We start from the raw sequence: 16,176 nt of genomic DNA, 5'->3' as shown, positions 1-16,176 counted from the left end.
AGCAAACTCAGTCGGGATATTCACGAATTCGCAACAGTTCCTGTGGAGGAGCATCTCTGGCAGCAACTTGAGCAGCGATTGTACTACCTTCCAGGTGAGTTTCAGGATGCTAACACATACCAGCAATTACAGGATTTGTTAACTCGGGTAGACCGAGAATGCGGCACTCAAGGAAATTACTTATTCTACCTGGCAACCGCTTCTAACTTCTTTTGCGACATCATCGCACAGCTTGGTAGAGCAGGACTGGTGCGGGAAGACAACGGACACTGGCGGCGCGTTATTATTGAGAAACCATTTGGACGCGATCTGGATTCTGCCCGCACGTTGAATCAGAGGATTAGCCAAGTGCTGAAGGAAAGCCAGATTTACCGTATCGATCACTACTTGGGTAAAGAAACCGTTCAAAACATTCTGGTATTTCGTTTTGGGAATGGACTGTTTGAACCAATTTGGAATCGGCAACACATTGACCACGTACAAATTACTGTGGCTGAAACCGTCGGTGTAGAGGGCAGAGGTAACTTCTACGAAGGAACGGGTGCGGTGCGCGATATGGTACAAAATCACTTGTTTCAACTGTTGACCATGATTGCGATGGAACCACCTGTCTCGTTTGATGCTGATGCAGTGCGCGATGAAAAGTCAAAGTTGCTGAAGGCAATTCAACCCTTAACGGCTGAGACTGTGTTGACACAAACAGTGTACGGGCAGTATGGTGAAGGCACAGTTAATGGAATATCAGTACCTGCTTATCGAGCAGAACCGCGTGTTGCTTCTGACTCTACCACTGAAACTTACGCCGCCTTAAAGTTAACCATTGATAACTGGCGATGGGCAAATGTGCCGTTTTATCTGCGAACGGGTAAACGTTTACCCAAGCGAGTGACTGAAGTTGCGGTTCAATTCAAGCAAGTCCCTTCTCTCCTATTTCGGAACACATCAATCGATCGTCTGACGCCCAATTTTCTGGTGCTCCGCATTCAACCCGATGAGGGTATTAGTTTTCAGTTCGGAGCGAAGATTCCCGGACCTACAGTGCAGATGGGCAGCGTGAATATGGATTTCTGCTACGCTGATTACTTTGGCTCAACTCCCAGCACGGGCTATGAAACTTTGCTCTATGACTGCGCGATCGGCGATGCTACTCTGTTTCAGCGCGCAGACAACGTGGAATTGGGTTGGGGTATAGTTAAGCCAATTCTGGATGTTTGGAGTGCATTACCAACACGAGATCTGCCTAACTATGCGGCAGGAAGTTGGGGACCGAAAGATGCTGATGAATTGCTGTGGCGCGATGGTCGGCAATGGCGATCGAGCGCACGGGTCAATACATAAAAAAGTTATGGAACCGCAGATGAACGCAGACGGACGCGGATAAATCTGTACTTCATTCCAGTGGAAACCACTACATCATACCAAACATCAACAACCAAGTTTTTTATCATGAATCCAATCCGTTCTCCTAAATCATCTAAAATTTCACTGCTATTAGCAGATGTGGATGGCACGCTTGTCACGAAAGAGAAAATCCTAACGGATCGCGCCCGTGCTGCTGTTCATAAACTTTGGGATGCAGGCATTCGCTTCACCATTACTAGTGGTCGTCCACCATTAGGTATGAAAATGATTGTAGATGCCCTGAAATTGACAGAACCAATTGCTGCATTTAATGGTGGTCTGTTTGTCTATCCTGATTTCTCAATTTTGGAGGAAAACGTCTTACCTGCAACGATTGTTCGAGAAGTCATCAAAATGATTACCGCTCACCATCTGGATGTTTGGATTTATCGAGGGAAGGATTGGTTTGTACATGAGCGCCACGGTCCTCATGTCGATCGCGAAGAGTGGACTGTTAAGTTTTCACCCACGGTTGTTTCTAGCTTTGATAGTTTGTTCGATAACGTTATCAAAGTCGTTGGTGTTAGTGATGACTTAGATGCCGTTGCCAAGTGCGAAACTGATGTGCAGCAAGCGTTTAGTCAGCGAGTTCACTGCCAGTCAACAGCTAGTTCGGGTGGTGGCGAACAGGTGTCTGCGGCTCGGTCTCAGCCGTACTACCTGGATGTCACCCATCCTCACGCGAACAAAGGTGCTGTGGTCGATCGCCTCTCACAATTGCTCGGAATCCCCAGACAAGAAATTGCCACTATTGGAGATATGCCCAATGATGTCCCAATGTTTGAACGAAGTGGATTGAGCATTGCTATGGGCAACGCGCATGCAGACGTGCAGCAACGAGCTCAGTACGTGACGACATCCTACGAAGAGGAAGGATTTGCCAATGCTGTTGAACGGTTTATTTTGGGCGATCGACAAGGGGCTTCTAATGCAAAATTTCAGCCTTCTAGCGTCAGTTAAGCGTTGGAATCAAACAGAAAAGTTTGTACCAGATACTATATTTTAGGAGAAACTACAATGACTCAACAAGTAAAAGAAATTCTCAGTTGGTATGGCAGCGATAATCCTGGAACGCTGACTAATCTAGCGCGGTTGCTTAATCATGGCAAACTAGCTGGAACTGGCAAGTTGGTAATTCTACCCGTCGATCAGGGCTTTGAACATGGTCCAGCTCGCAGTTTTGCACCCAATCCACCCGCTTACGATCCTCGCTATCACTTTGAGTTGGCGATTGAAGCCGGATGCAATGCTTATGCAGCTCCACTGGGTTTTCTAGAAGCGGGAGCACGAGAATTTGCAGGCGACATTCCCCTGATTCTGAAAGCTAACGATAGCGATGTGCTACTGAGTGAATCTGACCCTACTCAAGCTTTAACTGGTAGTGTACAAGATGCCTTGAGGTTAGGTTGTGCTGCTATCGGTTTCACCATCTATCCCGGTTCAGCCCATCGGTTTGAAATGTACGAGCAGATTCGAGCCTGTGCCGAAGAAGCAAAGCGGCATGGATTGGTTGTGATAATTTGGTCTTATGCGCGGGGATCGGGGTTAAGCAAAGTGGGTGAGACTGCGATCGACGTAATTGGCTACGCGGCTCAGATTGCGGCTCAATTGGGTGCTCACATCATTAAGGTCAAACTGCCAAACGAGCACATTGAACAGGAGGCAGCCCGTAAGGTTTACGAGAAAGAGCAAATCCCGATTGCGACTTTAACTGAGCGAGTGCGTCATGTGGTGCAATGTGCTTTTAATGGACGGCGGATTGTCATCTTTTCGGGTGGACCACTCGATAGTGATGATGTCTTTTTCAATGAAGTTCGAGCTATTCAAGCAGGTGGTGGATTTGGTTCTATTGTCGGACGCAATTCTTTTCAACGTTCTAAGACAGATGCTTTGAAATTTCTTAATACCATCATTGATATTTACAACACGCAACCGTCTCTAGTTCAAGTCCCAGTTTTAAATTAAAGGAAATAATTGTGCAAGAATTAACCCGATCGCAAGTGAAGCCTGAAATTCAAGTTTTTGCAAATGCCGAAGCTCTGACTCAGGCTGTGGCAACCGAGTTTGTTCGACAAGCTCATCAAGCCATTCAAGCAAGAGGACGATTTACGATCGCTCTGTCTGGTGGCTCGACTCCCAAAAGTCTTTATGCATTGTTGGCAACTGAACCTTGGCGCAATCAAATCCCTTGGAACCAAATTCATTTTTTTTGGGGTGATGAACGCCACGTTCCGCCTAGCGATCCTAGTAGTAACTTTCAGATGACGCAAGAGCAATTGCTGTTTCAAGTTCCAATTCCAAACGAAAACGTGCATCGAATTAAAGCTGAAAATCCAGATGCTAAAGCTGCTGCTGCTGAGTATGAGCGAGACTTAAGACAGTTCTTTCAATTGCGGGAATATCAATTTCCTCGCTTCGATTTGGTACTGTTGGGGATGGGAGCTAATGGGCACACCGCGTCTCTTTTTCCGGGGACTGATGCCATTCACGAGCAAACTCGTTTAGTCGTTGCACCTTGGGTGGAAGAGTCAAATAGCTACCGTATTACCTTAACACCACCTGCGATCGATAATGCGGTAGAAATTATCTTCTTGGTTACAGGAGCAAATAAAGCAGCAACGCTAAAAGCAGTTTTGGAAGGCCAGTATCAGCCAGATCGTTTGCCTGCACAAATCATTCGTCCGACTCAGGGCAAAGTGGTGTGGGCAATTGAGCAATCGGCTGCTGATTTATTGGAGACATGAGAAATGCCCACTAAAGTCACCGTAAACTCAGGACAAATCGCGATCAATGACGGATCGACGTTCCTCGTCACCGCTTCTGATGGCTCGATTAATGACAATCTTGCTCAAGGATTCTTTGTTCGCGATACGCGCCTCATCTCGTATTACGAAGTCTCGCTTAATCGTCAGCCACTCCAACTGCTTGCATCTAGTCCACTACAACATCACAGTGCGCTGTATCAATTTACCAATTTAGAGGCTCCGACTATTCATGGAACGCTGCCATCGGGTTGCTTGTTAGTGACGATCCGGCGCGATATTGCAGTGGGAATGCATGAGGATATTGATGTTGTCAACCATTATACTCAAACCGTCGAACTGAAACTTATGTTGGCAATCCGCTCAGATTTTGCGGATATTTTTCAGGTTAAATCCCAACGTCTATTGGCAAGCGGCGCGATCGCAACTACTTGGAAAGATGGTATTCTTACAACAAAGTACCGGAATGCCGAGTTTTATCGAGGATTGCAAATCACTCCAACTTGTGCCACCTCAACGCCATACTATGCTAATGGTCGCCTCATGTTCGATATTAAGCTTGAACCGGGTCAAAGTTGGCATAGCTGTGTTGATTTTACGGCGCTAGCGGATGGAGACGTGCTTCAGCCGCCGCAAACTTGCACTATCTCCCACGATACTGAAGCAGCGCGAATCAGAGATGACTTTGTTCAATCTGCTACTCAGTTACAGTCTTCAAATACTGAAATTGCTGCCTACTATCGACAATCTCTCATCGATTTGGGAGCACTCCGCATCAAGGTTGAAGATCGCGGACAGCAGTTTTGGATGCCTGCGGCGGGCATTCCTTGGTTTGTTGCGGTATTTGGGCGGGATGCGATTGTCGCGAGTTTACAAACGATGATGGTTTATCCAGAACTTGCACGCGGAACGCTTGTAAAACTAGCACAACTACAAGCCACAACCGTAGATGATTGGCGCGATGCTCAACCCGGTCGGATGCTACATGAGATTCGCCGAGGTATATTAGCGCAACTGCACGAAATTCCGCATACACCTTACTACGGCACAATCGATACCACCATTCTCTGGATTACAGTCCTGTGGGAAACTTATTGCTGGACTGCCGATGTGAATTTGCTGGATGAGTGCCGCTTTGCCTTAGAACAAGCACTTGCTTGGATCGACGAATACGGGGATTTTGATGGAGATGGGTTTGTAGAATATCAAACTCGTTCAAAAGATGGCTTACGCAATCAAGGTTGGAAAGATTCGGGCGATGCAATTGTAGATGACCGAGGTTGTCTTGCCGATCCTCCGATTGCACTATGCGAAGTGCAAGGTTATGTTTATCAGGCGTGGCAACGAGCCGCCAACATTTATCAGATTTGGGGACAACTGGATCGGGCTGCAACATTGCGCCAACGCTCTGAGAAGCTCTATCAACGCTTTAACGAGCAATTTTGGATGGAAGACGAAGGATTTTACTGTCTCGGTTTAGACCGCAACAAGCAACAAATTCGAGCGATTACTTCCAATCCCGGACATTTGCTACTGTCGGGAATTGTACCCCAGGATCGGGCTGAACGATTGGTCAAGCGACTGTTTCAAGCCGATTTATGGTGTGGTTGGGGCATCCGAACGCTCTCGTCTAACAATCCTGCTTATAACCCTATTAGTTATCAACGCGGTAGCGTTTGGCCTCACGATAATTCGATAATTGCTTTTGGACTAAAGCAGTCTGGGTATCACCAAGAAGCAAACTGTATTGCAGAAGGAATTTTTGCGGCTGCAAATTACTTTGAAGCGGGACGAATGCCGGAACTGTTTGCAGGTATTGAGCGCAAACGCGATTATTTTCCGGTACCTTATCTTGATGCCAATATTCCGCAGGCATGGGCAGCAGGTGCAATATTTCTGTTGATTCGTGCCATCTTGGGGCTTGAAGCCGATGCACCCCATCACCGCTTGCAACTTTGTCCATTGCTGCCTGATTGGCTAAGCAATCTTCAACTCACCCAACTTCGAGTAGGCGATGCAACTGTTGATTTGTGGTTTTGGCGAGAGGGAGCAAAAACGCGATGGGAAATTACGCAGCTTGAGGGCGAGTTGCAGGTATCTTCAAAGCCGATAAATGCCCCCACTCAACAAGCGCTCGCATAGACTTCCTGATCGATCGGACTGATACCTGCAACGGTTTAGATATCAGAATGATTCGGAGAATTTGTCATGTCTCAATCTTCTAAATCAATTGCGATCGCAGCATCAATTCTATCGGCTGACTTTAGTCGCTTGGGAGAAGAAGTACAAAGCGTTGATGCAGCTGGATCTGATTGGATTCATGTCGATGTGATGGACGGTCGATATGTTCCTAATATTACAATCGGACCTTTAATTGTAGAAGCGATTCGACCGATGACTGTAAAACCTATAAACGTCCATCTGATGATTGTCGAACCAGAGCGATATATTGCTGACTTTGCTAAAGCGGGTGCCGATCATATTTTGGTGCAAGCAGGAGCCACTATTCATCTACACCGAACGCTCTCTCAAATTAAAGAACTAGGGAAACAGGCAGGAGTTGTACTCAATCCAGGTACTCCCTTAGAGGCAATCGAGTGGGTGCTAGATCTGTGTGATGTTGTTTTAATTATGACGGTCAATCCTGGTTTTGGCGGTCAGCACTTTATTTCAACTATGCTGCCAAAGATTCGTCGCTTACGTCGGATGTGCGATGAGCGCGATCTCGATCCGTGGATTGAAGTCGATGGTGGAGTCAAGCCAGATAATGCGTGGCAGGTGTTGGAGGCAGGAGCAAATGCAATTGTAGCGGGATCGGCAATTTTTGAGTCAGAAGATTATGCCAAGACAATTGCCGGATTGCGTTATAGTAAACGTTTTATTAACTCATTAGACATCTCCAAAAATTAATTAGAAGTGCCTGTGATGCTCTCACGCTTACTAGAAGCATACTGAGAATACCAATAATGCCGCCCCAAAAACTCCAATCATTCAATAGTTCTGAAACACTGCGAAAACTCCAACACTTAGTTCAACTTAGCGATACTCCTATAGTGCGGATTTCTACCGCCGCTTTAACTCAGTATCAGCTATGGCTAATGGGATTTGTGTTTGTAATGGCGCTGCTCTTTGCCATCCAGAAACCTGCTTCTTGGCTAACGATAAAGCGAGAAGTGGCGATCGAGTTCTTCTCTGCTGTTTCACAATCTCTGGCTGCATTATTGGGGGTTTTAATTGCTTTTCTGACAGTAATAAGCCAGTTAATTACCCAAAGGCGACTAGATGACTACCGTGCCTTGCGAACGCAAATTGAACAATTGATCCGTCTGACCCAGACGCTTCCTTCCGAATTAGGTGTGTTTGATAAAATGTTGGTGGAGGTGATTGACTATTTAGTCCCTCTGCAAATGAAAGATTTTCCTATCTGGCCATCAATTATCGATGACGAACAGACAATAATTCTGGAAGATTTATTGGCGAACTTCAAACATGAATGGGCTGAAAAACAACAGCAACTTCCTTTAGCTGTCCGTCTGTATATGCAAAGAATTCTGCTGATTATCAACAACGTGGAGGAAATTCTTGAGGGGTTCCTCATACTCTACAACCGCATTTTGGAGATGGGACGATTTATTCTGGCGATCGCTCGATTATCCTTTCTACTAGGAATTTCGCTTCTATTCCTGTTGCTATTTGGTATCATTGAATTACAAAATAGTTTTCCCGATCTCACCTTGCCAATAATGCTCACTCTGGCGATTTGGGTATTGATTGCCCTTCTAGAGTTAGTAAGCAATACCTGGTTTGTGTATAAAAACTTCCACAGTCCCTGGAGTCTTTCGATCCACCAGTGGTATCACCAATCTCGCTCAAACTTACCAAGGTGAAAAATTTTAACAGAAAGGAAAATTAAGAAATAGGACTACCAAACAAAGCCAAATTTTTAAGGATATGCTGTAAGCAATTTACTGTTTGGCTTGGCAGTTAACTGTCCAATTCAACGGATGTTGCACCTTTGGGTCACAGCAATCGGCTCAACTCCGGCAGTGGCGACATTGGTATTGAGCCGAGATCCTTGTAAGTGCGATTCGTTCTGGAGAAACCCACTTTCTGGGAGGATTCCAGACTTCGATAGAGTAACCAATCATGGTTGAGTCCGCACTTTAATCCTCTATCGATGATAACTTGATGTCCATGTAGGTGAAAGTGAGTATCCTAGAAAACCAAGTCCTACTGCCCTAGTGCGGGGTTAACAGCGCATAAACTACCAATAATGGTAGCCCCTATGGAACTGGAGTTTAGACTAAAACACTAATGCTGGGAAAATAACACGTAGAAAAAGATAGTCAAAAAAAGGACATAACTGAACAGGAGAAAAATTTTTGAAAAGAAAAGCGGTCAACAATGTTGAACTTACCGTCATGGTAATGCTGATAAAAGGAAAAATTTTAACAGATTGACCATGACATTAGAAAAGCTTAAACAATTTCGTACAGGTGTGTACACTATCTTGGGTAAAGCCAAAGATGCCTTATTTGACTTGATGGATGCAGTGTTAGTAACTCGTAGTGTCTATTCATTTGCAGAACTGTCAGTATCTCCAGTGTTTCGACGGCAGTGGCCAAGTGTGTACGAGGCGATACAAGACGGAAATCCACCCCGAACAGAACTGATGAAGTTGTATATAAAACAACTCACTCCAACAGAAAAAATCGTCTTAGCAGGAGACCATACAGCTTGGGCAAGATTAAATGCCTCAACGTTGAAAGAGCGGACTTATGAGCATCAAGTTCAACCGATGTCAGGAGTAAAACCCGTAACATTAGGACAAGGCTACAGCACCATTGCAGTCATCCCAGAAACATCCGGGAGTTGGGCATTACCCCTATTACATGAGCGCATCACCAGTTTTGAGAACCCAATCCAAAAAGCGGCTGCACAACTAAAACTGGTATGTGAAAACTTACCAACACGCCCGATTAGCTTGTGGGATGCAGAATACGGGTGTGCAAGCTTTATCAAACAAACCAGCGATATTGCCGCCGACAAATTAATGCGTTTGCGCTCTAATCGACTGCTTTATGGTCCACCCCCACCCTATCAAGGCACTGGTCGTCCCCGCGTCCACGGTGATAAATTTAAACTCAATGACTCTACTACCTGGTGGGCAGCTGACCAAATCGTCGAGGTCAACGACTCAAAAATGGGTCGATTATCTATCCGTCTCTGGTGTAATCTTCATTTCCAACAGTCCAAAGATCATTCCATGAATTTGATTCAAATTCAGCGCTTAGATGAGTTTGGTGTGCCAAAAACCAAACCTTTATGGCTGGCATGGGTAGGACTAGAGATGCCTGCTTTATCCTCATTCTGGCAGCTTTACTGCCGTCGGTTTGCCATTGACCACTGGTATCGTTTTGCAAAACAACGCTTGCATTGGACTTTGCCCCAACTGAGTACTCCAGAACAATGTCAAACCTGGAGCGACCTTTTACCCCTGATGACTTGGCAACTCTGGCTTGCACATGGGATTGTACATGACAATCCTTTACCTTGGCAAAAGAAACAGTCCAAGTTGTCGCCAGGACGGGTGGCTCAGGCAATGGCCGGAGTTTTCGCCGCGATTAGTACACCATCACATCCACCCAAACCCCGTGGAAAGTCACCTGGCTGGCCTACTGGCAAAGCCCGCCTACGTAGAATTCGCTATCCTGTAGTCAGAAAAAGTACTACTACACCAAAAAAAGAACAACCCAAGTCCGCTTAACCTTTTAGTTTTTCTACTGTGGGACGTGTAACTTGTCAACTCACTACTGCTGAGTCATTTTGTCATGCGTTAGTCTAAACTTCAGGTCTAAGGAAACGCGATAAGCTGGGTACAGCTTGCGCTTCGCGATCGCGAGCATTGATATTCACGCTACCTGCATCTGTTTGTTCAATTGTGGAGAGTTGTAGGGTAGAGCCATGCGTGAGCGAAAGCGACCCCGTGATGATGTTGATATTGCCAGCATTACCGACAGCATTTGCACCCACAGTATTTACTACATAACTACCCTCTAAAGAAACACGCTCGCCCGCTATTAGATAGTAAAATAATATTGGCGATCGCTCTAGTACTTATTACAAATGCTTCAACTTTATTAACACCAACTTGAGCGTTCCTTAACGGTAACGAATTGTCAGTTTGTAGAAGGATTAGTACTTCAGTTAAATCTAGATTCCAACTTTAGTTGGAGCCAAGTTTCCATTTTGAGATGGACTGATTTGTCAATCGCTTTATTGAAGAAAAATTTCAACTCAAAGTGGACGACAAGTTAGAGCCAATTACATATATTGAATTTATGCAAATACTGATAGCAATTGAGTGTTATCTGAGAAGCAAGTTTAAAGCTGTCGTTTTCCTTGTATCCTCTGACGTTGAAGGTATGAATGTCTTCTTTGTCTGAGTCAGAGGCTTAAGAGTTTATTATACAAATTTTTCATCAATAAGAGCAAACTCATGACACAATCTTTCTGGTTTACCGGCTCTCGCCTCACCATCCTTGCCAATGGCACGACAACCGGTGGTCAGTACGACCTCATCGAGGGCTACAACCCTCCGGTTTACAGTCTCCTCCCCATCGCCATACACGCTATTCCGAACAACTCTACGTGCTAGAAGGAGAGTTAACTGTCTGGGCGGGTCAGAACAAGGTGGTGCTAACCCCTGGCGAAAGCTTTCTGATTTCTCCTGGCATTCCTCATGTGGTCGCCACACTCGGTGATAAACCATCGCGTAATTTAGTCGTTGCTGCACCCAGTGGTTTTGCTCGGCTGATCGAAGCAGTGGGAACGCAAGATGTGACAGAAGCAGCAGACATGGCGTTATTTGAACGTATTGCTACCGAGATCGGTGACGAATTGCTGGGTCCTCCTGGAACCCTGCCTACATGATGCTATGAGAATACGACTAGATGCACCCTTTGCAGAACAATGAACAGAACTAGCGCAGGAGATTTCTATGACTCACTATGACTACATTGTGATTGGTGCAGGTTCGGCAGGCTGTGTTGTCGCCAACCGTCTGACGGAGGACAGTGACACCACCGTGTTACTCCTCGAAGCGGGCAATCCAGATACAAAACCAGAGATTTACATCCCAGCGGAATGCATATCCCTACTTGGTTCTGAGGTGGACTGGGGCTATTTTTCGGAACCGGAACCATACTTGAATCACCGCAAAATGCTTTGTTCCCGTGGCAAAGTCTTGGGGGGCAGCAGTTCGATCAATTTCATGATGTATGTTCGGGGCAATCCTCACGATTACGATCGCTGGCGATCGCTAGGAAATCCCGGTTGGGGTTATCAGGATGTCTTACCTTACTTTAAGAAATCGGAGCATCAGCAGCGAGACGCATCCGAATTTCACGGGGTTGATGGGGAGTTGAGCGTTACTGATTTAATGACCCCTGCTGTGGTCTCCCAACGCTTTGTCGATGCCTGTGTATCAATGGGATATAACTACAATCCTGATTTCAACGGGATACAGCAGGAAGGGGTGGGACCCTATCAATTGACAGTCAAGGATGGTAAACGGCACAGTGCTGCTGCTGCGTTTCTCCTGCCTATTCTCGATCGCCCCAATTTGACTGTCACCACAGGAGCATTGGTGACGCGATTGCTCCTTGAGGGTACTCGCGCCGTTGGGGTGGAATATCTGCATAAAGGTACGCTGCACCAAGTCAGAGTCAACCAGGAAGTAATTTTAAGTGCGGGCACGTTTGATTCGCCTAAGCTGCTGATGCTTTCTGGTATTGGGGACGCAAAACATCTGCAAGCAATGGGAATTTCTGTCACTGTTGATTTACCGGGGGTTGGACAAAACCTTCAGGATCATCTTCTTGCTTGTGTCGTTCAGGAAGCCACTCAAGATGTATACCCTGCCATCACCAGTAATGGAGTCGAAGCTGGATTGTTTTTGCACAGTAAAGACAATTTGGAGTCTGCACCCGATTTGCAGTTCTTCTTCGGTCCCATTCAATTCTTATCACCGGGTTATACCCCTGCTGATTTTGGATTTACGGGTACAGTCTCTTTGACGCATCCCCAAAATATTGGCAGCGTTAACTTACGTTCATCTAATCCCAACGATTCACCAACCATTCAAATGAACTATCTGCAAAATCAAGCCGATGTGCAAAAGCTGGTTGAGGGAATGAAATTAATACGCCAATTGTTTCAGAGCAATGCCTTCGATGAGTTTCGTGGAAAAGAAATCGCTCCAGGTTCCCATATTCAAAGTGATGCAGTCCTCGAAACTTATATTCGAGACACTTGTAGCACTGTGTGGCATCCGGTTGGCACTTGCAAAATGGGCACTGACTCAATGGCGGTGGTAGATTCTGAATTACGAGTATATGGGGTTGAGGGATTGCGTGTAGTTGATGCCTCCATCATGCCAACAATCACCACAGGAAATACGAACGCACCAACTATCATGATTGGTGAGAAGGCAGCAGATTTAATTAAAGTGGCACGTACTTCGCAGAGCATTCCCAATCAGCTTAATGTCCAAAACCTGATGCACTCATCTATCTAGGAATCAGAAATCTCCCTTTCCAAGAGTTTACCGGACACTTCGCTTTAGCATTCGGTCTCCATAACGTACTGGCATTGACAGTATGAACGTCTACTTTATCTGATTTGCAAGCTCGATCGTTCATGACACAATTCATTCCTTAGAAGGAGTACTTCCATGACACAATCACTCTGGCTTCTTGGTACCCACCTTACCATCCTCGCCGATCGCACCACAACTGATGGTAAATATGACCTGATTGAGGGCTATTTCCCTCCTGGTACGCAAACTCCACCCCATCGCCATACACGCTATTCCGAACAACTCTATGTGCTGGAAGGAGAGTTCACTGTGTGGGTTGGTAAGAACAAGGTGGTGCTAAAAGCGGGTGAAAGTGCCCTGATTCCTAAGGGCACACCCCATGTTGTTGCTGCACTCAGCGATCAACCAACTCGCGGGTTAGTCGTTGCTTCACCCAGTGCCTTTGCTCACCTCATTGAAGCAACAGGGACGCTAAACGAGAATGAGGCATTTGACCTGGAATTGTTCAATCGCATCTCTAGCGAAATTGGCGACGAAACTCTGGGTGCACCTGGAGATCTCCCTTAGAGATTAGTTAGTGTTCAGTGACACGGAGACACGGAGATACGGAAAAATTCATTCAAAAATATCTCCGTGTTACGGGTCATTCTCAAAACTCAACAACCCTAAAACTCAGCATGAGAAAACTAGAAAGGAAGGTTGCTCTTGTCACTGGTGGTACTAGCGGCATTGGTTTTGCTACTGCCAAGCACTTTGTCGCCGAAGGAGCATCTGTCATCATCACAGGTCGTCGCCAGCCTGAACTAAATGCCGCTGTAGAAGCGATCGGTAAAAATGTCACGGGTGTTCAGAGCGATGTCTCCAATCTGGCAGACCTCGATCGCCTGTTTACCCTAATCAAGCAAGAACAAGGATATCTTGATGTAGTCTTTGCCAATGCTGGTATTGGAGAAATTACCCCACTTGGAGCAATCACTGAAGAACACTTTGACAAAACGTTCAACACAAACGTCAAAGGTCTGCTGTTTACCGTGCAGAAGGCATTACCGCTGCTGCCAGAGGGTGCTTCTATTATTCTGAACGCCTCGACTGCTTCTACCGTTGGTAGCCCAGCGTTCAGCGTTTACAGCGCGACCAAAGCCGCCGTGCGATCGTTTGCCCGGAATTGGATACTCGACCTCAAAGAGCGCAAGATTCGGGTGAATGCTATCAGCCCTGGTGTCGTGCCTACTCCTGGCTACAATCTCCTGGGACTCAGTGATGAGCAGGTGCAGGAATTCGTGAATAGTCAAGCTGTCACCATTCCATTAGGGCGAGTCGGCACACCCGATGAGATTGCCAAAGCCGTTGTTTTTCTAGCTTCAGACGACAGCATTGAGTTGTTTGTCGATGGCGGTATGGCACAGATTTGAAGTCCAAAATGGAGTTACAGCCATTCTCGATTGAATAAACCACATTTGTTTTTCTCAGAGGGGTGTCCCAAGCGATCGGCAAGTGCCCCTTTCAAAAAAACAACCAATACCTAACCAAACGTAAAGCGCTGTGAGTGAAGAAACAGTGCTTTCATCAATTATGAAAAAAGTGAAAGGCTTGCTTATGTCACTGGATCGCTTTCCGAGTTTGCCAGAAGTCCATCGCAGCATTTCGATTCCCGATGGCAGGGGCTTTTGGCGTAAATTGCTGGCCTATGCTGGCCCTGGCTATCTGGTATCGGTGGGTTATATAGACCCTGGTAACTGGGCAACGGATATTGCGGGCGGTTCTCAGTTTGGCTATACGTTGCTCAGCGCGATCCTGATGTCCAATCTAATGGCGGTGCTGCTGCAATCGCTCTGTGTGCGGTTGGGGGTGGCAACCGGAAAGGATTTGGCCCAGGTTTGCCGAAACTACTTCAGCCCCCACATCAGCTTTATATTGTGGGTGCTCTGCGAAATTGCGATTGTGGCCTGTGACTTGGCCGAACTGTTGGGCAGCGCCATTGCCCTGAAGCTGCTGTTTGGAATGCCACTGTTTTGGGGGGTATGCATCACGGCACTGGATGTATTGGCGCTGCTATTTTTGCAAAGCAAGGGCTTTCGCTATGTCGAAGCCTTGGTATTCGTGTTGGTAACCACAGTGGGGCTGTGCTATGGGGCAGAGATTTTATTTTCCCGTCCTGAGCTAGGCAGCATTCTCCAAGGCTACCTGCCCAATCGGGAAATTCTCCGCAATCCAGAAATGCTCTACATTGCGATCGGGATTCTGGGTGCAACTGTAATGCCACATAATCTCTATCTGCATTCCTCGATTGTACAAACCCGCGCTTGGCAACCAACACCTCAGAAAAAGTGGGAAGCGATCGAGTTTGGCACGCTTGACTCTACAATTGCGCTATCTTTTGCCCTATTCATCAACTCGGCGATTCTAATCGTTGCTGCTGCTACATTCCATCAGGCTGGCTATCACGAAGTTGCCGAAATTCAGGATGCTTACAAGTTATTATCGCCGCTGCTGGGTGTGAGTGCTGCTAGCACAATTTTTGGTGTGGCGCTGCTGGCTTCTGGGCAGAGTTCGACCCTGACCGCGACCTTGGCAGGACAGATTGTGATGGAAGGTTTTTTGCGATTTCGGCTGCCGCCCTGGCTGCGTCGATTAGCCACTCGTCTGCTAGCAATTATTCCGGCTTTGATTGCGATTGTCTTCTTTGGAGAGCAAAGCACAGGCAGGTTACTGGTTTTCAGCCAGGTAGTATTGAGCCTACAGCTTTCGTTTGCGGTGGTGCCACTGGTCATGTTTACGAGCGATCGCCAGTTGATGGGCGAGTTTGTCAACCCTAAATGGCTAAAGGTCGTTGCTTGGGCAATTGCTGCGATAATTATTGCACTCAATGCCTGGTTGATTCTGCAAACCGTGATTGGCTGGCTGTTTGCTTGAGCGGTTGCATTTCAGCCGTTTTTATTTGCATTCACCACACCCCGATTCCCAAGCCGTAGCTTATTGATTTGAAAACTGCTATAATTATGCAACTCATCTCTGTTAACATCGGACTACCGCGTGAAGTGACCTGGAAAGGAAAAACCATTCGCACTGGAATTTTTAAAGAGCCAGTCCATGCGAGAGTAATGGTGCGTGAACTCAATTTAGATGGCGATCGACAAGCGGATCTCACTGTTCATGGTGGAGTAGATAAAGCCGTGTATGTCTATCCATTCGAGCATTACGATTACTGGCGCAGTGAATTGCCTGACACAGAGTTAACACCAGGTATCTTTGGTGAAAACTTCACAGTTACGGGATTTAAAGAAGAAGATCTGAACATTGGCGATCGCTTCCAAATCGGCAGTGTGGAACTAATGGTGACTCAACCGCGCTTACCGTGCTACAAACTAGGGATTCGCTTTGGGCGATCGGATATGGTGAAACGATTTCTCGCCA

15 protein-coding genes and 1 pseudogene are annotated in these 16,176 nt (G+C 46.5%); 15 read left to right on the top strand and 1 reads right to left on the bottom strand.

Features of this window, described 5'->3' with window-relative positions:
- From zwf to ACKTT2_RS03085, 8 genes are all read left to right on the top strand, one after another.
- The coding region (gene zwf / locus ACKTT2_RS03120) for a glucose-6-phosphate dehydrogenase (protein WP_407883869.1) at positions 1-1,338 on the top strand (1,338 nt) is incomplete at its 5' end.
- 108 nt (positions 1,339-1,446) lie between these two features.
- Complete coding sequence (locus ACKTT2_RS03115) at positions 1,447-2,361, top strand: Cof-type HAD-IIB family hydrolase (RefSeq protein ID WP_407883867.1); 915 nt, start codon at positions 1,447-1,449, stop codon at positions 2,359-2,361.
- 57 nt (positions 2,362-2,418) lie between these two features.
- Positions 2,419-3,366, top strand: coding sequence for a class I fructose-bisphosphate aldolase (locus tag ACKTT2_RS03110; protein WP_407883865.1), 948 nt, complete (start codon positions 2,419-2,421; stop codon positions 3,364-3,366).
- Positions 3,367-3,377: 11 nt separating this feature from the next.
- Complete coding sequence (pgl, locus tag ACKTT2_RS03105; RefSeq protein WP_407883863.1) at positions 3,378-4,145, top strand: 6-phosphogluconolactonase; 768 nt, start codon at positions 3,378-3,380, stop codon at positions 4,143-4,145.
- A gap of 3 nt (positions 4,146-4,148) precedes the next feature.
- A complete protein-coding gene (locus tag ACKTT2_RS03100; RefSeq protein WP_407883861.1) occupies positions 4,149-6,305 on the top strand; it encodes an amylo-alpha-1,6-glucosidase in 2,157 nt (718 codons plus the stop codon).
- Positions 6,306-6,371: 66 nt separating this feature from the next.
- A complete protein-coding gene (rpe, locus tag ACKTT2_RS03095; RefSeq protein WP_407883859.1) occupies positions 6,372-7,073 on the top strand; it encodes a ribulose-phosphate 3-epimerase in 702 nt (233 codons plus the stop codon).
- A gap of 56 nt (positions 7,074-7,129) precedes the next feature.
- Positions 7,130-8,050: a hypothetical protein gene (locus tag ACKTT2_RS03090; RefSeq protein ID WP_407883857.1), complete on the top strand. Its 921-nt coding sequence runs from the start codon at positions 7,130-7,132 to the stop codon at positions 8,048-8,050.
- A gap of 575 nt (positions 8,051-8,625) precedes the next feature.
- Entirely contained in the window at positions 8,626-9,930 is a 1,305-nt protein-coding gene (locus ACKTT2_RS03085) for an NF041680 family putative transposase (RefSeq protein ID WP_407883855.1), read from the top strand.
- 74 nt (positions 9,931-10,004) lie between these two features.
- Here the strand turns inward: ACKTT2_RS03085 and ACKTT2_RS03080 are convergent, their stop codons facing one another.
- Positions 10,005-10,196, bottom strand: a complete 192-nt coding sequence (locus ACKTT2_RS03080) for a hypothetical protein (RefSeq protein ID WP_407883853.1) — start codon at positions 10,194-10,196, stop codon at positions 10,005-10,007.
- Positions 10,197-10,670: 474 nt separating this feature from the next.
- Between ACKTT2_RS03080 and ACKTT2_RS03075 the strand changes: the two are divergent.
- The 7 genes and pseudogenes from ACKTT2_RS03075 to ACKTT2_RS03045 form a co-directional block, all read left to right on the top strand.
- Positions 10,671-10,895 (top strand): annotated as a pseudogene (locus tag ACKTT2_RS03075) (cupin domain-containing protein); the annotation flags it as partial.
- 12 nt (positions 10,896-10,907) lie between these two features.
- Positions 10,908-11,096: a hypothetical protein gene (locus ACKTT2_RS03070; RefSeq protein ID WP_407883851.1), complete on the top strand. Its 189-nt coding sequence runs from the start codon at positions 10,908-10,910 to the stop codon at positions 11,094-11,096.
- 67 nt (positions 11,097-11,163) lie between these two features.
- Positions 11,164-12,741, top strand: a complete 1,578-nt coding sequence (locus tag ACKTT2_RS03065; RefSeq protein WP_407883849.1) for a GMC family oxidoreductase — start codon at positions 11,164-11,166, stop codon at positions 12,739-12,741.
- 156 nt (positions 12,742-12,897) lie between these two features.
- The gene (locus ACKTT2_RS03060; RefSeq protein WP_407883847.1) at positions 12,898-13,329 is read left to right on the top strand and encodes a cupin domain-containing protein; all 432 of its coding nucleotides are present in this window, start codon (positions 12,898-12,900) and stop codon (positions 13,327-13,329) included.
- A gap of 110 nt (positions 13,330-13,439) precedes the next feature.
- Positions 13,440-14,174 carry an SDR family oxidoreductase gene (locus ACKTT2_RS03055; protein ID WP_407883873.1) on the top strand — a complete coding sequence of 245 codons (735 nt, stop codon included), beginning with the start codon at positions 13,440-13,442 and terminating at the stop codon, positions 14,172-14,174.
- 184 nt (positions 14,175-14,358) lie between these two features.
- Complete coding sequence (locus ACKTT2_RS03050; protein ID WP_407883871.1) at positions 14,359-15,675, top strand: Nramp family divalent metal transporter; 1,317 nt, start codon at positions 14,359-14,361, stop codon at positions 15,673-15,675.
- A gap of 86 nt (positions 15,676-15,761) precedes the next feature.
- The coding region (locus ACKTT2_RS03045) for an MOSC domain-containing protein (RefSeq protein WP_407883845.1) at positions 15,762-16,176 on the top strand (415 nt) is incomplete at its 3' end.

Source organism: Scytonema hankhaensis NUACC26 (assembly GCF_045865695.1).
In the GTDB taxonomy this organism is placed as follows: Bacteria; Cyanobacteriota; Cyanobacteriia; order Cyanobacteriales; family Nostocaceae; genus Scytonema.
This window is presented reverse-complemented; position numbering and strand designations above follow the sequence as displayed.